The 13,890-nt window shown below is 66.2% G+C and carries 11 protein-coding genes; 9 read left to right on the forward strand and 2 right to left on the reverse strand.

The window, feature by feature from the left end:
- Positions 1 to 37: 37 nt before the first annotated feature.
- The 5 genes from AC4D2W_RS13265 (at position 38) to dapF (ending at position 5,928) form a co-directional block, all read left to right on the forward strand.
- Positions 38 to 1,345 (forward strand): coiled-coil domain-containing protein, encoded by a 1,308-nt coding sequence (locus tag AC4D2W_RS13265; RefSeq protein ID WP_490927448.1) that lies wholly within the window; start codon positions 38 to 40, stop codon positions 1,343 to 1,345.
- 83 nt (positions 1,346 to 1,428) lie between these two features.
- Complete coding sequence (locus AC4D2W_RS13270; protein WP_490927369.1) at positions 1,429 to 2,391, forward strand: aggregation-promoting factor C-terminal-like domain-containing protein; 963 nt, start codon at positions 1,429 to 1,431, stop codon at positions 2,389 to 2,391.
- A gap of 66 nt (positions 2,392 to 2,457) precedes the next feature.
- Positions 2,458 to 4,005, forward strand: coding sequence for a tRNA (N6-isopentenyl adenosine(37)-C2)-methylthiotransferase MiaB (gene miaB / locus AC4D2W_RS13275; RefSeq protein WP_490927370.1), 1,548 nt, complete (start codon positions 2,458 to 2,460; stop codon positions 4,003 to 4,005).
- Positions 4,006 to 4,060: 55 nt separating this feature from the next.
- The gene (gene miaA / locus AC4D2W_RS13280) at positions 4,061 to 4,981 is read left to right on the forward strand and encodes a tRNA (adenosine(37)-N6)-dimethylallyltransferase MiaA (protein WP_490927372.1); all 921 of its coding nucleotides are present in this window, start codon (positions 4,061 to 4,063) and stop codon (positions 4,979 to 4,981) included.
- Entirely contained in the window at positions 4,978 to 5,928 is a 951-nt protein-coding gene (dapF, locus tag AC4D2W_RS13285) for a diaminopimelate epimerase (protein ID WP_490927373.1), read from the forward strand. Before miaA ends, dapF begins: the two co-directional genes overlap by 4 nt.
- A gap of 153 nt (positions 5,929 to 6,081) precedes the next feature.
- Here the strand turns inward: dapF and AC4D2W_RS13290 are convergent, their stop codons facing one another.
- Positions 6,082 to 6,702: a class I SAM-dependent methyltransferase gene (locus AC4D2W_RS13290; protein WP_490927374.1), complete on the reverse strand. Its 621-nt coding sequence runs from the start codon at positions 6,700 to 6,702 to the stop codon at positions 6,082 to 6,084.
- Between the two features lie 120 nt (positions 6,703 to 6,822).
- Between AC4D2W_RS13290 and hflX the strand changes: the two genes are divergently transcribed.
- Positions 6,823 to 8,394 (forward strand): GTPase HflX, encoded by a 1,572-nt coding sequence (hflX, locus tag AC4D2W_RS13295; RefSeq protein WP_490927375.1) that lies wholly within the window; start codon positions 6,823 to 6,825, stop codon positions 8,392 to 8,394.
- Complete coding sequence (locus AC4D2W_RS13300; protein WP_490927376.1) at positions 8,387 to 10,447, forward strand: ATP-dependent DNA helicase; 2,061 nt, start codon at positions 8,387 to 8,389, stop codon at positions 10,445 to 10,447. Before hflX ends, AC4D2W_RS13300 begins: the two co-directional genes overlap by 8 nt.
- A gap of 97 nt (positions 10,448 to 10,544) precedes the next feature.
- Here AC4D2W_RS13300 and lexA read toward each other — a convergent pair whose 3' ends face one another.
- A complete protein-coding gene (gene lexA, locus AC4D2W_RS13305; RefSeq protein ID WP_490927449.1) occupies positions 10,545 to 11,282 on the reverse strand; it encodes a transcriptional repressor LexA in 738 nt (245 codons plus the stop codon).
- 978 nt (positions 11,283 to 12,260) lie between these two features.
- Between lexA and AC4D2W_RS13310 the strand changes: the two genes are divergently transcribed.
- Entirely contained in the window at positions 12,261 to 12,638 is a 378-nt protein-coding gene (locus AC4D2W_RS13310; protein WP_490927377.1) for a LysM peptidoglycan-binding domain-containing protein, read from the forward strand.
- A gap of 92 nt (positions 12,639 to 12,730) precedes the next feature.
- Positions 12,731 to 13,840, forward strand: coding sequence for a histidinol-phosphate transaminase (locus AC4D2W_RS13315; RefSeq protein WP_490927378.1), 1,110 nt, complete (start codon positions 12,731 to 12,733; stop codon positions 13,838 to 13,840).
- Positions 13,841 to 13,890: the final 50 nt, after the last annotated feature.

Consider the following 13,890-nt stretch of genomic DNA (forward strand, 5'->3'; position numbering starts at 1 on the left):
AACTGCTGCTTCCCTAGGTTCCGTCGTATTGGCCGGAGTGCTTACCGCCTCCGCCTTTACTGCTGTGCCTGCGGTGCTCGCTCCTGCCCCTGCTGCCGCGGCGGACTACCCCTCGTGGGAAGAAGTTGAGCAAGCCAAACGCAGCGCCGGGGCCAAAGCGGACCAGGCCGCGGAAATTGAAGCACTTCTGGATGAACTCTCTGCTGACGCCGGCACGCTCGGAACCGCCGCCGTGCAGGCCTCTTCCGACGCCCGGAGAGCGGCCGCGGAAGTTGATGCCGGCAGCCGTGCCGTTGACGTCTTATCCGCCCAGCGGGCTGAGGCCGCCGGAGCCGCAGCGGCGCTCACCGAGCAAATGGGCGCCCTTGCCGCGCAGACTTACAAAACCGGCGGAATGGACTCCAACTTGATAATGCTCCTGGATGCCGATGCAGGGGCCGGAGCTCTGGACCGGCTCGCCGCGCTGCAGGGGATCAGCGGCCGGACGGACAGCCTGCAGGCTCAGGCCGCGGCCGCCGAATCCGTTTTGGGGAGTCTCGAAGAGCGGGAAGCTGCCGCCCTGAAGAGCCGGGAAGAATCCGCTGCCGAGGCCCGCCGGCTTGAGGCCTCGGCCCGGGCCGCGGCAACTGACGCAGATGCTGCGGTACGGGAAGTCCAGGTGCGAAGCGCTGTCCTGCTGGAACAGCTGGCGGCCCTTCGGAGCACCAGTGCGGCAGTGGAAGCAGAGCGGCTGAAGGGCATGGAGGCGGAGCAGACATACATCAGGCAGCAGCAGGAAGCGGAAGAAGCGGCCCGAAGAGCCCAAGCAGAAAAGGATGCTGTGCCGGACAGCACACAAAAGCCTGTTCTTCCACCTTCTGCGGGCCCGGATCCGGTGATTAATCCCACGGTTGCGCCCTTGGTACCAGCTCCCCGTCCTGCCACTCCAGCCCCATCACTCCCTCCGTCCTCACCCGCTCCGCAACCGGATCCAAGGCCGGAACCTGCGCCGGCCCCCGGTCCGGAGCCCGTTCCAACCCCGTCTCCCGGGCCGGTCGACGACCCTGCGGGGGCACAGGCCTACGCTGCCGGACGGCTGGGCGCCTATGGTTGGGGACAGGACCAGCTCAGGTGCCTGATCAACCTGTGGCAGCGTGAGTCCGGCTGGCGGACCAGCGCAAACAACCCCTACAGCGGCGCCTACGGCATCCCCCAATCCCTGCCCGGGGACAAGATGGCAAGCATCGGACCGGACTGGCGCACCAACTACCGGACCCAGATCGAATGGGGTCTGGGGTACATCCAATCCCGGTACGGCAGCCCCTGCTCCGCCTGGCAGCATTCTGAAGAAAAAAACTGGTATTAGAACTTCTTCTTCCTGGACCTGTCAATCCGGCCGTTACCGATTCGAGACACTGACCCAGAATCCATCTGTACCGTCTCGGTGCTATGACTTCCCCCCACAAAGATGCCCTCGGCAACGAAGACACCGCAGTACGGAACGCCTCCGGCCAGGACGGCTCCCACCACATCCTCAACCAGGAACGCCTGCGGATCCACCGCAGCCGCAAGCTCCGTATTGGTGCCGTTGCCGTGGCAGGCGCGCTGGCGTTCTTCGGTATTGCCGGAGCCTCGGTACAGAACGACCAGCTGCGCGCCAACCTGGTGAGCCTGACTTCACCGACAGCTGCACCGGAATCGATCTCCACCCCCTCCTCAGAGGACGACGCGGAGCCCGCCGCGGACGCCACCCCTGAAGCGCAGCAGAAGGCGGCCGACGAAGCGGCTGCCGCGGATGCGCAGAGCCAGGAGGCCGAAGCGGCCGCATCAGCCGAGCAGGCCAAAGCAGCACAGGACGCCAAGGCAGCAGAGGACGCGAAGGCAGCAGAGGATGCAAAGGCCGCCGAAGCGGCCGCCGCAGACGCAGCCAGGGCCGCCGAAGAAACCAAGGCTGCAGAAGCCGCCGCCGCCGAGGCCGCCGCCGCGGAAAACGCCCGGCTTGCGGCCGAGCAGGAAGCAGCGGCACGGGCAGCTGCAGCCCGGGCTGCCGCCGACCGTGCGGCAGAGGAAGAAGCTGCTGCAGCTGCAGCAGCGGTCCCCGTGGATGATCCCGCCGGAGCCAAGAGCTACGCGGCGTCGGCCCTGGCCGGCCACGGCTGGGCAGCCTCCGAGATGACCTGCCTCAACACGCTGTGGGAGAAGGAATCCAACTGGATGACCAGCGCCACCAACGCCAGCAGCGGAGCGTACGGGATTGTGCAGTCACTTCCCGCGGAGAAAATGGCCTCATCGGGACCGGATTACCTCACGAATCCCAAGACCCAGATCAACTGGGGCCTGAGCTACATCGAATCCCGGTACGGCAGCCCCTGCTCCGCACTGAACTTCCACTACGCAAACAACTGGTACTAAACCCGGCAGCAACTTCCCCCGGGGGCAGCGCCCGCCCGGGCGTCCTGCGGCAGGTACCCTAGGACTGTGAGTTTGACTGTATCTTCCCCCGAATCTTCCCCCGTATCTGCGCCGCTTGCTGCCGAGCACCTTGAGCACCCGCGCACCTATCAGGTGCGCACCTTCGGCTGCCAGATGAATGTCCACGATTCCGAGCGCATCTCCGGACTGCTGGAGAACGCCGGTTACGTGCCGGCTGTCGGGGAGGAAGCCGACGTCGTCGTCTTCAATACCTGTGCGGTGCGGGAGAACGCGGACAACAAGCTGTATGGAAACCTGGGCATGCTGGCCCATGTCAAGGAAACCCGTCCGGGCATGCAGATAGCCGTGGGGGGCTGTCTGGCGCAGAAGGACCGCGACACCATCCAGCGCAAGGCTCCGTGGGTGGACGCCGTGTTCGGCACGCACAACATCGGATCCCTGCCGGCACTGCTGGAGCGGGCCCGGCACAACGACGATGCACAGCTGGAAATCCTGGAATCCCTGGATGTTTTCCCGTCCACGCTGCCCACCAAACGGGACTCTGTGTACGCGGGGTGGGTCTCCATTTCCGTGGGATGCAACAACACCTGCACGTTCTGCATCGTTCCCTCCCTGCGGGGCAAGGAACGTGACCGGCGCCCCGGCGAGATCCTTGCCGAGATCCAGGCGCTGGTGGACGACGGCGCCATCGAGGTCACGCTGCTGGGACAGAACGTGAATTCGTACGGCGTGGAGTTCGGCGACCGCGGCGCGTTCGCCAAGCTGCTGCGTGCCTGCGGCAGCATTGAGGGCCTGGAGCGGGTGCGCTTCACCAGCCCGCATCCGGCGGCCTTCACACAGGACGTCATCGATGCGATGGCTGAAACCCCGAATGTCATGCCGCAGCTGCACATGCCGCTGCAGTCCGGCTCGGACAAGGTCCTCAAGGACATGCGCCGGTCCTACCGGTCCAAGAAATTCCTGGGCATCCTGGACAGCGTGCGTGAACGGATGCCGCACGCGGCCATCTCCACCGACATCATTGTGGGCTTCCCGGGGGAGACGGAAGAGGACTTTGCCGCAACGCTGGACGTCGTGGAGAAGTCCCGCTTTGCCACGGCCTTCACCTTCCAGTACTCCAAGCGCCCGGGCACTCCCGCCGCTGACCTTCCGGACCAGCTGCCCAAGGCCGTGGTCCAGGAGCGCTTTGAACGGCTGACCGCGCTGCAGGACCGCATCGCCGCCGAGGAAAACGCCAAGCAGGTGGGAACCACGGTGGAAGTCATGGTCACGGCCGGCTCCGGCCGCAAGTCCGAGGAGACCGGACGCCTCTCCGGCCGCTCCCGCGACCAGCGCCTGGTGCACTTCTCCGTTCCCGAGGGCTGCGAGGTGCCCCGTCCCGGAGACCTCGTCACCGTGCCCGTGACCTCCGCGGCTGCCTTCCACCTGGTCTCGGATCCTGCCACCGCGGCCGACTATTCCCTGCGCCGCTCGCGTGCAGGGGACGCATGGGACCGTTCGCAGGCAGAATCCTGCGGAGTTCCCGCTCCCGGAACAACAGGGGGCAAGACCGGGGTTTCCCTCGGCATGCCAGCCCTGCCGCCGCGCTCCTAATGCCGGGCTTTATCTTCCGGTGCGGCCGGTGCGGCCGGTGCGGCCGGTGCGGCCGGTGACTGCCGCAGCCAACGCGCCCGCCCGCCCGGTCATCGCCGTCGTCGGACCCACCGGCTCCGGCAAGTCGGACCTCGGCGTGTCCCTGGCCCTGCAGCTCGGCGGGGAAGTCATCAATGCCGATGCCATGCAGTTCTACCGGGGCATGGACATTGGTACCGCCAAGATCAGCGTCGAAGAGCGCCGCGGCGTTCCGCACCACCTCCTGGACATCATGGATGTCCGGGAGGAAGCCAGCGTTTCGGCCTTCCAGGCCTCGGCCCGCGATCTCATCACGGAGATCCAAAACCGAGGAAAGTATCCAATCCTGGTGGGCGGTTCCGGTCTCTATGTGCGTGCGGCGCTTGATGTGCTGGAATTTCCCGGTACGGATCCGGCCATGCGCGCTGCCCTGGAACAGGAGCTTGAGGAAGTGGGCCTGGAGGCGCTGCGCGAGCGGCTGCGGGCAGTGGATCCGGTGTCCGCGGACCGGCTCGGCGACGGCCGCCGGGTGGTGCGCGCCCTGGAAGTCCACCGTCTGACCGGCAGGCCGTTCAGTTCCTTCATGCCCGTCCGCGAGTACTTTCAGCCGGCCGTCCAGATCGGCCTGAGCGTGGAACGCAGTGTGCTGCACCGCCGGCTGGCAACGCGCGTGGACCAGATGGTGGACCGCGGGCTGCTGGCGGAAGTGGAAGTGCTGGCGGGGCGCGGGCTGCGCGAGGGCCGGACCGCCGGCCGCGCCCTGGGTTACTCCCAGTTCCTGCGGGTGCTCGACGGCGAATCAACCGTGGCCGAGGCAGCCGAACAGACCGTGGTTGCCACCCGCCAGTTTGCCCGCCGCCAGCTGACCTGGTTCCGGGCAGACCCCCGCATCACCTGGCTGGACTGGGATGATCCCGATCTGACCGCCAGGGCCGCCGCCGTTATCCTTGAACAGTGAACACAACTCTTTCTGCTCCGCTGTCCGCTTCCGGCCTGCCCGCGTCCCTGGCCGGTCTTCCCTTTGCCAAGGGCCACGGCACCGGCAACGACTTCATCCTGGTGGCCGACCCCGCCGGGGAACGGAACGTCACCGCCGAGGAAGTGGCCGCCGTGTGCGACCGGCACCGCGGCATCGGCGCCGACGGCTTCATCCGGGCCGTGCGCTCGGAGCACCTGCCGGAGGGCCAGGGCCTGCTGCAGAGCGACCCCGCAGCGGAGTGGTTCATGGACTACCGCAACTCGGACGGCAGTATTTCGGAGATGTGCGGCAACGGAGTCCGCGTCTTTGTGCACTTTCTGCTCGCCGAAAATCTCGTGACCCTGGAAGACGGCGAGACCCTGACCATCGGCACCCGTGCCGGCCTTAAGACCGTCACCCGGGTGGACAGCGGCTACGCCGTGGACATGGGCCCGTGGGAATTCATCTATCCCGACCATGCGGCCGCCAAGGCCATGGACGCCGTCGTCAACGCGGCAGGCCTGGAAGTTCCGCGGCCCGGACTGTCCGTCAGCATGGGAAACCCGCACACCGTCGTGGCCCTGGCCGAGCTGTCGGAACTCGCCGCAACCAGCCTAACCGTGGCACCGACCGTCCAGCCCGAACCGGAGCACGGCACCAACGTGGAATTCGTGGTCCCTGCCGAGCCTTTGGTGGAGAACGGCGTGGGAATGCTGACCATGCGCGTGCATGAACGGGGAGTGGGAGAGACCCTCTCCTGCGGCACCGGAGCCTGCGCCGCTGCCGTCGCCACCCGTTTCTGGGCCGGCCGCGAAGCCCCGAACGACTGGGCAGTCACCGTGCCCGGCGGCGTCGTCGGCGTCCGGTTCCTGACCGCCGAGGACGGCCGCGAACACGTGGAACTCAGCGGCCCCGCCGTCCTCGTGGCCCGCGGAACCCTGCTCTAGCAAGCACCTGCGGAGCCGGCCCTGGGCAACGGCCCGAGGCCGGCTCCGGGAGCGGGAAATGCCCGGCTTACCGCCGGAATAAAGCACTGCGGGGTGCTGTTGAACCAGTCATGGTATTGAGCACGCAGTTAGATCCACCCCACGGTTAGGCACTTAGCCAACGGCGGGCTTACGCACAATCTTCAGCACACGGAAAGACTTCGCGGTGCTGTGCCGGGACACCGAGTAGGCAGTCCCCAGTTGATCAGCAATCCACTTTTGCAGCGAATCGGCACCCAAATTCTTCTGCACCACCAGCCACGCGGTTCCCTCCGGCGCCAGCCGGGGAAGCCACAGGAGCAGCAGGGCATGGAGTTCGTCCTTGCCGATGCGGATGGGCGGATTGGACCAGATGGTGTTGAACCGGAGGTCCGGATCCACGTCTTCGGGCTTGGAGACGCTGACGTTGTCCAGGCCGAGCGCGGCGGCATTGTCGCGGGTCAGGCCCAGGCTGCGCTCATTGACATCCACCGCGTACACGCGGGCACCGGGGGACTTCAGTGCCATGGTCAGGGCCACCGGTCCCCAGCCGCAGCCGATGTCCAGCAGGTTGCCGGTGGGGGAGGGCGCAGGAACTTCATCCAGAAGCACCACCGTCCCCTTGTCAATGGCATCGGGGCTGAAGATGCCGCCGGAGGTAACGAGCGTGCGTTCGCGCCCGTCCAGGAAAACGTGGAGCGGCCGGCGGACCTCGGGCCCGGACGGCTGTGAACTGAAGTAATGGTCTGAACCCATAACAAACCAGATTAGTGGGTCTGCTGCAGGCAGCGGAAACCGGATTCAGCGGCGGGCAAATTCCGCCCCCAAATGTCCGTGCCCTGACTTACCATGGATAACACGGCTTATAAGGAGAATATGACGATCAACAATTCCCGTCCTGGCACGTCCGGTTCCGCTCAGCCCACACCGGAGCTGAGCCCCGAAGACATCCAGGGGGTCATTGACAGGATCCTCGCCAAGGAAAGCGCTGCGGAGGCCAAGGCTCCCGCCCGGGACGCCCCGCGGGGCAGGGCCCAGGCCCTCTCCTCCGAGGACGCCGGGCACTCGGTGCACGACGGCGACCAGGAGGACCTGCGCGAGCGGCACGCACTGCGGCGCGTGGCGGGCCTGTCCACCGAACTCGAAGACGTTACCGAAGTTGAGTACCGCCAGCTGCGCCTGGAGCGCGTGGTGCTGGCCGGCCTGTGGAGCGAAGGAACGGCGGCCGACGCCGAGAATTCCCTGCAGGAACTGGCAGCCCTCGCCGAAACGGCAGGCTCCGAGGTGCTCGACGGCGTCATCCAGCGCCGCCTGAAGCCGGACCCCGGAACATTCCTGGGCTCGGGCAAGGCGCAGGAGCTCAAGGACATTGTGGCCGCCACCGGTGCGGACACCGTCATTGTGGACAGCGAACTGGCCCCGTCCCAGCGGCGCGGACTTGAGGACATCGTCAAGGTCAAGGTCATCGACCGGACGGCCCTGATCCTGGACATCTTTGCCCAGCATGCCAAGTCCCGCGAGGGCAAGGCCCAGGTGGAACTGGCGCAGCTCGAATACCTGCTGCCGCGACTGCGCGGCTGGGGTGAATCCATGTCCCGGCAGGCCGGTGGCCAGGTGGGCAGCGCAAGCGCCGGTATGGGTTCGCGCGGTCCCGGTGAAACCAAGATTGAGCTGGATCGGCGGAAGATCCGCACCCGGATGGCGAAACTCCGCCGGGAAATCGCGGGCATGAAACCTGCACGCGAAACCAAGCGTGCCAACCGGCAGCGCAACCAGGTTCCCTCCGTGGCCATTGCCGGTTACACCAACGCGGGCAAGTCTTCGCTGCTGAACCGGCTGACCGACGCCGGTGTCCTGGTGGAGAACGCCCTGTTCGCCACCCTGGATCCCACCATCCGCAAGGCCCAGACCGAAGACGGCATCGGCTACACCCTGGCCGACACCGTCGGGTTCGTCCGGTCGCTGCCGACACAGCTGGTGGAAGCTTTCCGCTCCACGCTGGAAGAAGTCGCGGACGCCGACCTGATCCTGCACGTCGTGGATGCATCCCATCCTGATCCCGAGGGCCAGATCGCTGCGGTGCGCACGGTGCTCACCGACGTCGACGCCCGCAACGTGCCGGAAATCATTGTCCTGAACAAGGCCGATGCCGCCGACCCGTTTGTCCTTGAACGGCTTCGCCAGAAGGAACGCCGCCACGTGGTGGTCTCCGCCCGGACCGGCGAAGGTATCGACGAGCTGCTGCAGGCCATCTCCGAGGGGATTCCCCGTCCGGCCGTGGACCTGACACTGATGGTTCCCTATGACCGCGGAGACGTGGTGTCGCGGCTGCACAGCCCGGACACCGAGATCCTCTCCGTGGAGCACTCCGAAACCGGAACCAGGCTGCACGTCAGGGTCCGCGAAGGCCTCGCTGCTGAACTGGAGCCGTTCGTCACCCATGAGTAAGGACACCACCGGCGAAGTCCTGGAACTGCTGGACACCGCCGTTGCCGGCATGGGCGGCCAAAACCGCCCGGGCCAGCATGAAATGGCCCGCCAGGTTACGCAGGCCATTGACGAAGGCAAGCACCTGCTGGTCCAGGCCGGCACCGGGACCGGCAAATCGCTGGCCTATCTGGTCCCGCTGATCCACCACTCGCTCGAGAGCACCAAGCCCACGCTGGTCTCTACGGCCACGCTGGCCCTGCAGTCCCAGATTGTGGGCCGGGACCTGCCGCGGCTGCTCGAGACGCTCAAGCCCCAGCTGCCGCGGGAAGTGGACGTGGCACTGCTCAAGGGACGCAGCAACTATGTCTGCCTGCACAAGACCGGCGGGGGTTTTCCCGAAGAGGAAGACCCCGCCGGTGCTTTGTTCACCCTCGGGGACGACCACGGAGTGGCTCACCCGTCACCGGCTCCCACCTCGGCCATGGGCCGCGAGGTGGTGCGGCTGCGCGAGTGGGCCGAGGAAACGGACACCGGAGACCGGGATGACCTGGTTCCGGGCGTCAGCGACCGTGCGTGGCGGCAGGTCTCTGTCACCTCCATGGAGTGCCTGGGCGCCCAGCGCTGTCCCGTGGCGGCCGAGTGCTTCAGCGAGCGGGCACGCGCCTCCGCCGCCGTGGCCGACGTCGTCATCACCAACCATGCGATGCTGGCCATCGCTGCCTTTGAGGGTTTGGCTGTGCTGCCGGACTATGACGTGGTGGTCATTGATGAGGCGCATGAACTGCAGGACCGCGTCACCGGAGCCGTTACCGGGCAGCTGTCCGGCACTGTCGTGTCTGCAGCTGTGACGGCTGCGCGCAAGCACACCTCCGCCAGCGTGGAAGAGCTGGCGCAGGCGGAGCGCGCCTTCGAGAAGTCCATGGAGGGTGTGCCGTCGGGGCTGCTGGCCAGCGGGCTGAACGAGGAGCAGGAGCAGGCCGTCAACCGCATCCGTGAAGCGTGCCGCGTGGCCCTCTCCGATTCGAAGCCCGAACCGGGGGAATCCGCCGACGGCGGCCGCCAAACGGCGCGCTCACGGCTGATGGCGGTGCTGGAGGTCTGCGAACGGCTGGTCTCGGCTCCGGCGGCCGGCGAGGTGATCTGGGCCTCCCGGCCCAGTTCGTTCTCGCCGTCGGGCGGGTTCTCGCCCCCGGACGAAACGGCACCGGCCACCTTGAACGTGGCTCCGCTGTCAGTGGCGGGGCGGCTGCGCGAGGGATTGTTCGACGGGCATACCGTAGTCCTGACCTCGGCCACCCTGGCGATCGGCTCCGAGTTCGGCCCGGTGGCCGGTGCCCTGGGCCTGCTGGGCCCCGGTGCGCCGTCCTGGACCGGAACCGACGTCGGCAGTCCCTTCGACTATCCCCGCCAGGGGGTGCTGTACGTGGCGAAGGACCTGCCGAAGCCCGAGCGCGGCACTTCGGAGGCCCAGCTGGACGAGATTGAAGCGTTGCTGAAGGCGTCCAACGGCGGTGCCCTGGGTTTGTTTTCCTCGCGCCGGGCGGCTGAAGACGCTGCGGATGCCATGCGCACCCGGGTGGATTTCCCCATCCTGTGCCAGGGGGAATCTTCCATGTCCTCCCTCGTGAAGCAGTTCTCGGAGGAACCCGACACCTGCCTTTTCGGCACCATGTCACTGTGGCAGGGCGTGGACGTTCCGGGTGCCGCCTGCCGGCTTGTGCTGATCGACCGTATTCCGTTCCCGCGCCCCGATGATCCGCTGATGACCGCCCGCACCCGCGCGGTGGCCAAGGCCGGGGGCAACGGCTTCATGTCCGTGGCGGCCACCCACGCCGCAGTGCGCCTGGCGCAGGGCGCCGGGCGGCTGATCCGTGCTGCGGGGGACCGCGGCGTGGTTGCCGTGTTGGACTCGCGGCTCGCGACGGCCCGCTACGGAGGATTCCTCCGGGCCGCCCTGCCGCCGTTCTGGTCCACTACGGATCGTTCCGTGGTGCTGTCGGTCCTGGGCCGGCTGGCGGAGCAGTCCGCTGCCGAGGAGCTTGCCACAGACAAGCCGGGATCCCGGACGTAAGAGGGCGGAACATCAGGGGAACGCAAATGGCGGCCGGAAGAATCTTCCGGCCGCCATTTGCGTCCCGGCGTTCTGGCCCGGGACGGGGATTCTCGCCCTAGAGCGAGCGCATCACCGAGACAACCTTGCCCATGATGACTGCATGGTCGCCCACGATGGGCTCGTAACGCGTGTTCTGGGGCAGCAGCCAGGTGTGGCCGTTGCGCTGCCGAAAGGTTTTGACGGTGGCCTCGTCATCCAGGAGGGCGGCCACGATGTCGCCGTTTTCCGCTGTCGGCTGGCGGCGGACAACCACCCAGTCACCGTCGCAGATGGCGGCGTCCACCATGGAGTCACCCGAAACCTTCAGCATGAACAGGTCGCCGTGGCCCACCAGCTGGCGCGGCAGCGGCATGATGTCCTCCACAACCTGCTCGGCGAGGATGGGCCCGCCGGCTGCGATACGGCCAACGAGCGGCACCATGGCGGTATCCACTGCCGTGGCCAGCTCCGTAACGGACGCCAGTGCCGGGGCAGGAGCAGGCGCACTTCCGGCGCCTGTGGGGGCATCAGATGCGGCGTCAGCGCCGGCGGCTGCCGACACGGATCCTGCCGCGTTCCCGGCAGCGCCGGTCTGGCCTTCAGCGGAGCCAGTGGCTGCAGTGCCGTCCCGCAGCATCAGCGGAATGAGGATTTCCATGGCGCGGGGACGCTTGGGATCACGGCGGATGTAGCCGAGCTTCTCCAGCTGCATGAGCTGATGGGTGACGCTGGAGAGGCTGGCCAGCCCCACCGTGTCACCAATTTCCCGCATGGTGGGCGGGTACCCGTTGGTGCTGACTGACCGCTGGATCATCTCCAGGACGGTCTTCTGCCGTGGTGTGAGCCCCTTGACACGCGCACGGGTGCCTGCGGCAGCTGGCTTGTTGGTGCTGTCTTCGGAAGCAGTGGTGCGGGCCACGTGGGGTTCCCTTCGGGTCAGCTGGTCCGGGAGGTGCCGGAGCTGGTTTGGTCTATGGCTGGTCGGGTCAATCTGTAACGCTGGAACATCTTTTGAAGCTGGAACATCTGTAGCTGAACATCTGTAGCTGAAACGTCTGTTGCTGGAACACCTGTAACGAGAACCGGATCGCTGGGTCAGCCGTCCCGGCGGTTATGTCAGAGGCAGCTGGTTCAGTGGTCCCAACGAACCATTCCGGGGCCAACGCTCCGGATCCGGTCCGGTTGACACCGGCTGAACCCCTTCCATGTCCTCAACGCTAAGGGAGTGGAGCAGCGTTTTCAAACATTTGTTCGAGCGAGTCTCGACTTTGTTAGTAGATAGGTGCTAGAAATGACTTCACAACAATCGAACACACTTTCGACAAAAGTTCTCCGCTGCGGCGCAGTGATGTCAGATAACTTCCAATCGTTCGAACATCGCTTCGGGTTATTTCCGAAGCTGACGAACCGGAAAGGTGCAGCAATGCCCACTCAAACCTTCAGGCCCATTCAGATCGCCAGACCCAAGCGGGCCAAATCCAACTCAGCGCTCACGCCCAAACTGACCGTTGTATCTGACCAAAAGGGTGTGCCCGGCAAAAGCCTGCTGACGGACCGGACGGAGATGACGCCGTCGGTAACGCCCAGCCAGTCGGTGACGCCTGCTGCCCCGGTCTCCGGGCCTGCCGTGAAATCTCCCCGCCTTTCTCGTTTGCGCATTCCTTCCAAGGCGTCCTCCTTGTGGGCCCGGGCTGCGATGCCGGCTCCCTCCGCGGATTCGTCACCCTCTGGTCTGGTCTCTCCAGTTGCTCTGGCGTCTTTAGCAGCACCGGCTGTTTCAGCTGCACCGGCCATGGGAACTGCAGCAGCTATTGGGGCTGCACCGGCTGCGTCCGTTCTGCCGGAGACTCCGGCCCGCCAGCATGGACTGCATCTCACGCGACGGGGACGGCTGGTGTTTATCGGCCTGCCGATAATGCTTACCGCCGCAGCGGCGCTTACGCTTCTTGCGTTCTTCACGGCTCCTGCCATGGCCTCCAGCGGAGCCCCGGAGGTTACCCGGACCATCCAGGTGAGTGTGGCTGCCGGTGAGTCTCTGTGGGAACTTGCCGAAGAATTCGCTCCGGAACGCGACCCGCGGGATGTGGTTGCAGACATCATGGAACTGAACAACCTTTCCGATGCCAGCATCCCCGTGGGGATCCAGCTGTACATCCCCGTTGAAGGCTGACGCTGTCATAGCGCTGCACAACACGGCGTAACAACGCCGGCCCGTCCGGGCGGCGATTCTTCCCGCTCGACAACAAGTCTTAAGCTGTACAAGTGACTGATCAGCTGGAAAGACTCAACCGACTTCCCCTGCGCGATGACCTTCGCGGCCTGACGCCCTACGGCGCGCCGCAGCTGGACGTGCCCATCCTGTTGAACGTCAACGAAAACACCCATGGACTGCCGGAGTCGGTGCGCAAAGCGATCACGGCCTCCGTGGATCAGGCCGTGTCAGGCCTCAACCGTTACCCGGACCGGGAGTTCACCGAGCTGCGCAAGCGCCTCGCCGCCTACCTGGGCCACGGACTCGGCACCGAGAACATCTGGGCCGGCAACGGCTCCAATGAAGTCCTGCAGCAAATCCTGCAAGCCTTCGGCGGCCCGGGCCGCACTGCCATGAGCTTCCCTCCCACCTATTCCATGTACCCGCTGCTGGCCAGCGGTACCGGCACCCGCTATGTCACGGGCACCCGCAGCGATGACTTTGGGCTCACCGCCGAATCGGCGGCGGAACAGGTCCGGGCGCAGGCGCCGAACATCGTCTTCCTCTGCACACCGAACAACCCCACGGGCACCGCTCTGCCGCTGGATGTGGTGGAAGCCGTGTATGAAGCCGGGGAAGCATCGCAGGCCATTGTGATTGTGGACGAGGCCTACGGAGAGTTCTTCCATGCCGGAACCCCCAGCGCCCTGGAGCTGTTGCCGGGACGGGAGCGGCTCATCGTTTCACGCACCATGAGCAAGGCTTTTGCGCTGGCCGGAGCGCGGGTCGGCTACATGGCGGCCGCCCCCGAGGTTACCGATGCCCTGCGCCTGGTCCGCCTGCCCTATCACCTCTCCGCCATCACGCAGGCCACCGCCAACGCAGCCCTGGACCACGCCGACGCGCTGCTGGCCAACGTTGAAGCCATCAAGGTCCAGCGTGACCGCATTGTCTCCGAGCTGCTGGCCATGGACCTGAAGCCGGCTCCGTCCGACGCGAATTTCGTATTCTTTGGCGGGCTGGAGAACCCGCACGCCGTGTGGGAAGGCCTGCTGGAAGCCGGCGTGCTGGTGCGCGACGTCGGGATCCCCGGACACCTGCGCGTCACCGCCGGGACGGAGACCGAAACCAGCGCCTTCCTGGACCGGCTCCGCGAGCTCCTCGCCGCAGGCATCCGCTAGGCTCCCGCCGCCTGTGTATCAGCGCGGAAGGCTTCCGCGCCAGACACTAA

Source organism: Arthrobacter sp. TJ-58 (assembly GCF_058269295.1).

Excerpts from the sequence above, each read along its gene's own strand:
- AC4D2W_RS13290 (WP_490927374.1), bottom strand. The coding sequence starts at position 6,702 with ATGGGTTCAGACCATTACTTCAGTTCACAGCCGTCCGGGCCCGAGGTC.
- hflX (WP_490927375.1), top strand. The coding sequence starts at position 6,823 with ATGACGATCAACAATTCCCGTCCTGGCACGTCCGGTTCCGCTCAGCCC.
- AC4D2W_RS13270 (WP_490927369.1), top strand. The coding sequence starts at position 1,429 with ATGACTTCCCCCCACAAAGATGCCCTCGGCAACGAAGACACCGCAGTA.
- lexA (WP_490927449.1), bottom strand. The coding sequence starts at position 11,282 with ATGATCCAGCGGTCAGTCAGCACCAACGGGTACCCGCCCACCATGCGG.
- AC4D2W_RS13310 (WP_490927377.1), top strand. The coding sequence starts at position 12,261 with ATGGGAACTGCAGCAGCTATTGGGGCTGCACCGGCTGCGTCCGTTCTG.
- AC4D2W_RS13300 (WP_490927376.1), top strand. The coding sequence starts at position 8,387 with ATGAGTAAGGACACCACCGGCGAAGTCCTGGAACTGCTGGACACCGCC.